Consider the following 6,573-nt stretch of genomic DNA (forward strand, 5'->3'; position numbering starts at 1 on the left):
GAAGAGCAAAGAGGATAGCCACGTCCGAAGTGTCCGTGCCCGAGTTGCTGGCCCTCGCCGTGGCCGCGCTCGGCGGCAGTGAGCGCAGCGGCCAGCTCGAGATGGCCGACGCCGTCACGCGGGCGTTCGCCACCGGTGAGCATCTGGTCGTGCAGGCCGGCACCGGCACCGGAAAGTCGCTGGCCTACCTGGTGCCGGCGATCGTCCGTGCCATCGACGACGACTCGCCCGTCGTCGTGTCCACGGCGACCATCGCGCTGCAGCGCCAGCTCGTCGATCGCGATCTGCCCAGGCTCATCGATTCGCTCGCCGATGCGCTCCCCCGCCGCCCGCAATTCGCGCTGCTCAAGGGTCGCCGAAATTATCTGTGCCTGAACAAGATTCACAACGGCGGCGCCGAGGCCGAGGATGACACCGGCGACCGGCCGCAGGAGGAGCTCTTCGATCCCATGGCGGCCACCGCCCTGGGCCGCGACGTCCAACGCCTCACCGCCTGGGCGTCGACCACGGACTCCGGCGACCGCGACGACCTGAAACCCGGTGTGCCAGAACGATCCTGGTCCCAGGTCAGCGTTTCGGCGCGCGAATGCCTGGGCGTGGCACGCTGCCCGTTCGGCGCCGAGTGCTTCTCCGAGCGGGCGCGCGGCCGGGCCGGCGCCGCCGACATCGTGGTGACCAACCACGCGCTGCTTGCCATCGACGCCGTCGCCGAATCGGCCGTGCTGCCCGAGCACGAGTTGCTGGTGGTGGACGAGGCCCACGAGCTGGTCGACCGGGTGACCTCGGTGGCAACCGCCGAGCTGACGCCGGCCGCCCTGGGTGTCGCGGCGCGCCGAATCGCCCGGCTGGTGAATCCAGAACTCACACAACGCCTGGAGGCGGCGACGGCCAACTTCGCCGCGGCGATCCACGAGGCCACACCGGGCCGCATCGACCGCCTCGACGACGAGCTGGCCACCTACCTGACCACGCTGCGCGACGCGGCCGGCGCGGCACGCTCGGCGATCGATGGCACGAGCGACGCGAAAGCCGCCGCGGCCCGCGCCGAAGCGGTGGCGGCGCTGAGCGAGATCTCCGACACCGCCTCGCGCGTCCTCACGTCCTTCGCCCCGGCGATCCCCGATCGCACCGACGTGGTGTGGCTGGATCACGAGGACAACAGGGGCGCCACGCGCCCGGTGTTGCGGGTGGCCCCGCTGTCGGTCGCCGGCCTGCTGCGCGACCGGGTGTTCTCCCGTTCCACCACAGTGTTGACGTCGGCGACCCTGGCCATCGGCGGGTCGTTCGACGCCATGGCGGCGGCGTGGGGGCTGACCGCCGCGGACACCGGGGACGCGCGCTGGCGCGGCATCGACGTCGGCTCGCCGTTCCACCACGCCAAGGCGGGGATCCTTTACGTCGCCGCCCACCTGCCGCCACCGGGCCGCGACGGCACGGGTTCCGCCGAACAGCTGACCGAGATCGAGGAGCTGATCACCGCGGCGGGTGGGCGGACCCTGGGATTGTTCTCGTCGATGCGCGCCGCGCGGGCCGCCGCGGAGGCCATGCGCCAGCGGTTGTCGACGCCGGTGCTCTGTCAGGGCGACGACAGCACCTCGGCGCTGGTCGAGCAGTTCAGCGCCGACCCGCAGACGTCGCTGTTCGGCACCCTGTCGCTGTGGCAGGGCGTCGACGTGCCGGGTCCGTCGCTCTCGCTGGTGCTCATCGATCGCATCCCCTTTCCCCGGCCGGACGACCCGCTACTGGGGGCGCGGCAGCGCGCGGTGGCCGCGCGCGGCGGCAACGGCTTCATGGCCGTCGCCGCCAGCCACGCCGCGCTGCTGCTGGCCCAGGGCTCGGGACGGCTCTTGCGGCGCGTCACTGACCGCGGAGTGGTCGCAGTGCTGGACTCGCGGATGGTCACCGCCGGCTACGGCGGCTACCTGTGCGCCTCGCTGCCGCCGTTCTGGCAGACCACCGACCCGGCCCAGGTCCGCGCCGCGCTGGAGCGGCTGCGCACCACCTCGGAAAGCCAGCCCGCCTGAGCTCAGCGGGCCAGGGTGACCAGGCCGAGTTCGGCGCTGGAAGCGAGCATCGGGTGGTGGGGCAGCACGCGGACCGTGTACCCGACCGCCCCCGCCAGCGGTAGCGACAGCGTCGTCGAGAACACCTGGTTGCCGCCTTCGGCGGTCCCGGTGTACGACATCTCGACCGTGACCGGATCCAGCAGCGCGTCGCTGGCGTCCACCCTGCCCACCACCCCTTGAACGGTGACCTCGTCGGGCGCGAGGCCGTCCAGGGCCACGGTGGCGGTCAGCGTCAGCTTGGCGCCGAGCACCGGCGTGTCCGGCAGCCCGGTGCTGTCGACATCGGTGATGGTGATCTTCGGCCACGCCTCTTCGGCGCGCCGCCGGTAACCGGCCACCTCGCGCGCGGCGCCGAACTCACCGCCGTCCTCGCCGTCCTCGGCGGGCCCGACGGTCCTGCGCAGCGACTGCGCCGCGTGCGTGTAATACCGCTCGACGTAGTCGCGCACCATGCGCGAGGCCAGTACCTTGGGGCCGAGCGTCTGCAACGTGTGCCGCACCATCTCGATCCACCGTGGTGGCACCCCGTGCTCGTCGCGCTCGTAGAACTTGGGCGCGACGGCCTGCTCGAGCAGGTCGTAGAGCGCGCTGGCCTCCAGGTCGTCGCGGCGGGCCTCGTCGGCCACACCGTCGGCGGACGGTATCTCCCAACCGTTTTCGCCGTCGTAGCATTCGTCCCACCAGCCATCGCGGATGGACAGGTTCAGGCCGCCGTTGAGCGCGCTCTTCATCCCGGACGTGCCGCACGCCTCCAGCGGCCGCAGCGGGTTGTTCAGCCAGACGTCGCATCCCCAGTACAAGTGCCGGGCCATGGACATGTCGTAGTCGGGCAGGAACGCGATGCGGTGGCGCACCTCCGGGCGGTCGGCGAAGCGAACCACCTGTTGGATCAACGCCTTGCCGCCATCGTCGGCGGGGTGCGACTTACCGGCGACGATGAGCTGGATGGGCCGGTCCTCGTCGAGCAGCAGGCGTTCGAGCCGCTCCGGATCGCGCAGCATCAGCGTCAGCCGCTTGTAGGTCGGCACCCGTCGGGCGAACCCGATGGTGAGCACATCGGGGTCGAATGCCGTTGCAATCCAACCCAATTCGGCGTCCGATGCGCCACGTTCGAGCCAGGACTTGCGCAGCCGCCGCCGGACGTCCTCGACCAGCAACGACCGCAATTGCGAGCGGATCCACCAGAGGTGGCCCGCATCAACCTGATTCAGCCGCAGCCAGACGCCCGGATCACCGAACGAATCGGAACCGGCCAGCTCACGCCCCAACTGCAGCCATTGCGGCGCCGCCCAGGTGCGCGCGTGTACCCCGTTGGTGATGGACCCGATCGGCACCTCGTCCGAGTCGAACCCGGGCCACAGCTCGTTGAACATGGCGCGGCTGACCTCACCGTGCAGCAACGAGACGCCGTTGGCCCGTTGCGCCAGCCGCAAACCCATGTGCGCCATGTTGAATTTGGTCGGGTCGTCCTCGGCGCCGAGCGCGAGGATGCGGGCAGTCGGCACGCCCGGCAACAACGCGGGGGCGTTCTTGCCACCGGCTTTCTCGGTCTTCTTCCCGGGGTCCTCCTCGACATGCCCGTCGAAGTAGAGCCGCACCATGTCGATCGGGAACCGGTCGATGCCCGCGGGAACCGGGGTGTGGGTGGTGAACACCGTGCTGGACCGCACGACGGCCAGCGCGGTGTCGAAGTCGAGTCCGGCATCGGTCATCAACTCGCGGATGCGTTCGGCGCCCAGGAACCCGGCGTGCCCCTCGTTCATGTGGAACACCTCGGGCGCCGGCAGGCCTTCGATGGCGGTGAACGCGCGGATCGCCCGCACGCCCCCGATGCCGGCCAGCAGCTCCTGGCGCATCCGATGTTCCTGGTCGCCGCCGTAGAGCCGGTCGGTGATGCCGCGCAGGTCGTGCTCGTTCTCGGGGACGTCGGAGTCCAGAAGGAGCAGCGGAACCCGCCCCACCTGCGCGACCCAGATCCGCGCGTGCAGCTGGGCGGAGTCGGGAAGCGTCAGCTCGACCAGGACGGGATCCCCGGTGGAATCGGTGAGGAGCCGCAACGGCAACCCCTGCGGATCGAGCGACGGGTAGGTCTCGTTCTGCCAGCCGTCCGCGGTCAGCGACTGGCGGAAATACCCCGACCGGTAGTACAGGCCGACCGCCACCAGCGGCACCCCCAAGTCGGAGGCCGACTTCAGGTGGTCCCCGGCGAGGATGCCCAGACCGCCCGAGTAGTTCGGCAGCACCTCCGCGACGCCGAACTCCATCGAGAAATAGGCGATGGCCGTCGGCATCGCCACGCCGTCGGCTTGTCGCTGCTGGTACCACAGCGGCCGGGACAGGTAATCGTTCAGGTCGGCGGCCAGCTCGTCGAGCCGGCCGAGGAAGTTTTCGTCCAGCGCCAGCTCGTCGAGCCGTGCCGGATTCACCGCGCCCAGCAACGCCACTGGGTCAGACCCGCACCGCTCCCACAGGTCCGTGTCCACGGTCGCGAACAGCTCCTGGGTCGGCTTGTCCCACGACCATCGCAAGTTGGTCGACAACTGGTCCAGCGCGGCCAGCCGTTCGGGGAGGTGAGCACGGACGGTAAAGCGGCGGAGGGCTTTCACGCATCCTTACCTTACTGAGGATTTCGCGCCGCGCACGTGGGCGGTAGACGGCTTTTCCCGCCGGGGGTGTGACCGGACACTAGGGTGGGTATCGGTTAGTTATTGGGGCCGCAACGGCGCTTCCCCGCAGAGGAAGTTCCCCACGACAGGAAATTTCGCCAGACGAGAGGCATTCCGCGACGAAGCACACGCGGTTTGCCCGCACACAATCGGAACCAGCCGACGACGACGCGGTCCGAGTCCGAGGAAGCGGACCGAGATGAAGTCGGCTAGTCGGAACTCTGCCGGCGACTCCGCGGCCCGAGAGATCGGGCCGGGGAGGAACGGGCAAATCGGAACGGAGTGTTGTGCCTGGTCGTGTCGAGATCGATAACGTCCAACCCGTCGTCTCATGCGGCGCGTACCCCGCCAAGGCCGTGGTCGGTGAGATCGTCCCGGTCAGCGCGGCGGTGTGGCGGGAGGGCCACGAGGCCGTCGCCGCGACGCTGGTCGTGCGCTACCTGGGGCCGCGCTATCCGCAAGTAACCGAAACGCGCCGAATCAAAGCGGTTCAAGCCCCCGTCAAGGCCGCGCCCGAAGTCGACGGCATTGTGGACCAGCAACGAGTCAAGCCGCTGCTGCTGCCGATGACGTTGGGCCTCGAGCCGTACGTCTTCCACGGGCAATTCATGCCCGACCGGGTCGGCCTGTGGACCTTCCGCGTGGACGGCTGGGGCGACCCGATCCACTCCTGGCGGCATAGCCTGGTCGCGAAGCTCGAGGCCGGCCAGGGCGAGACGGAACTGTCCAACGACCTCCTGGTCGGGGCCGGGCTGTTCGAGCGCGCGGCCACGGGGGTACCGCGCACGAAGCGTGAGCCGCTGCTGGCGGCCGCGGCGGCATTGCGCGCTCCCGGTGACCCCGTCACCCGGACCGCGTTGGCCCTGGCGCCCGAAATCGACGAGATCCTGGCCGAGTACCCCTTGCGCGATCTCGTCACCCGCGGCGAGCAGTACGGAGTGTGGGTGGACCGGCCGATGGCCCGCTTCGGTTCCTGGTACGAGATGTTCCCCCGCTCGACCGGCGCTTGGGACGCCGACGGCAAGCCCGTACACGGCACGTTCGCCACGGCGGCCGCCCAGCTTCCGCGGATCGCGGCGATGGGGTTCGACGTCGTTTACCTGCCGCCGATCCACCCCATCGGCAAGGTACATCGCAAGGGGCGCAACAACTCTCCGACCGCCGCCCCTTCAGATGTGGGTTCGCCGTGGGCGATCGGCAGTGACGAGGGCGGCCACGACGCCATCCATCCGCAACTGGGCACCCTCGAGGACTTCGACGCCTTCGTCGCCGCGGCGCGCGAACTCGGCATGGAGGTGGCGTTGGACCTGGCGCTGCAGTGCGCGCCGGACCACCCCTGGGCGCGCGACCACCGCGAGTGGTTCACCGAATTGCCCGACGGCACGATCGCCTACGCGGAAAACCCGCCGAAGAAGTATCAGGACATTTATCCACTGAACTTCGACAACGACCCGGCGGGCCTCTACGACGAGGTGCTGCGTGTCGTGCGGCACTGGATGGACCACGGCGTCAAGTTCTTTCGGGTGGACAATCCGCACACGAAGCCGCCGAACTTCTGGGCGTGGCTGATCGCCCAGGCGAAGGGCATCGACCCCGACGTGCTCTTCCTCTCGGAGGCGTTCACGCCGCCGGCCCGCCAGTACGGTCTGGCCAAGCTCGGATTCACCCAGTCCTACAGCTACTTCACGTGGCGCACATCCAAGCAGGAGCTCACCGAGTTCGGCGAAGCGATCGCCGCCGCGGCGGACTTCCGGCGGCCGAACCTGTTCGTCAACACACCCGACATCCTGCATGCGAGCCTGCAGCACAACGGCCCCGGCATGTTCGCGATCCGCGCGGTG

The 6,573-nt window shown here is 69.6% G+C and carries 3 protein-coding genes; 2 read left to right on the top strand and 1 reads right to left on the bottom strand.

Translation table 11 applies throughout. From position 1 onward, the window contains the following. Positions 1–14 precede the first annotated feature (14 nt). Entirely contained in the window at positions 15–2,024 is a 2,010-nt protein-coding gene (locus tag A5701_RS20225) for an ATP-dependent DNA helicase (protein ID WP_067757858.1), read from the top strand. Between the two features lie 2 nt (positions 2,025–2,026). Here the strand turns inward: A5701_RS20225 and glgP are convergent, their stop codons facing one another. Then, positions 2,027–4,672 (bottom strand): alpha-glucan family phosphorylase, encoded by a 2,646-nt coding sequence (glgP, locus tag A5701_RS20230; RefSeq protein ID WP_067757861.1) that lies wholly within the window; start codon positions 4,670–4,672, stop codon positions 2,027–2,029. 347 nt (positions 4,673–5,019) lie between these two features. On the opposite strand from glgP, the gene A5701_RS20235 reads away from it, so the two are divergent. Next, positions 5,020–6,573, top strand: a 1,554-nt coding sequence (locus A5701_RS20235) for a maltotransferase domain-containing protein (protein ID WP_067757864.1), incomplete at its 3' end; no start/stop codon positions are given.

Origin of the sequence: Mycobacterium sp. E3305 (genome assembly GCF_001666785.1) — a bacterium.
GTDB lineage: Bacteria > Actinomycetota > Actinomycetes > Mycobacteriales > Mycobacteriaceae > Mycobacterium.